This window comes from Clostridium sp. CTA-7 (assembly GCF_054768095.1).
On the sequence record NZ_BAAAAV010000034.1, the window covers coordinates 1 to 378 of the forward strand.

Genomic DNA, 378 nt, shown 5'->3' on the forward strand with positions numbered 1-378 from the left:
AATAGCTGCAGAAAGGTAAACCTAGGGAACTGAAACATCTAAGTACCTAGAGGAAGAGAAAGAAAAATCGATTTTCTTAGTAGCGGCGAGCGAAAGGGAAAGAGCCCAAACCAGAGATTTATCTCTGGGGTTGCGGACAGAACATTAAATAAACTGATTTGTAACTGAAGACAACTGGAAAGTTGCTCCATAGAGTGTAATAGACACGTAAGTGAAACGAAAAGGTTTAGAGTTCTGATCCAGAGTACCACGAGACACGTGAAACCTTGTGGGAAGCAGGGAGGACCACCTCCCAAGGCTAAATACTACCTGATGACCGATAGTGAAGCAGTACCGTGAGGGAAAGGTGAAAAGAACCCCGGGAGGGGAGTGAAATAG

At 44.7% G+C, this 378-nt stretch carries 1 rRNA gene; it reads left to right on the forward strand.

Annotation, left to right across the window (positions count from 1 at the left end):
* A 23S ribosomal RNA gene (locus ACYUEX_RS18755) occupies window positions 1–378 on the forward strand; the annotation flags it as partial.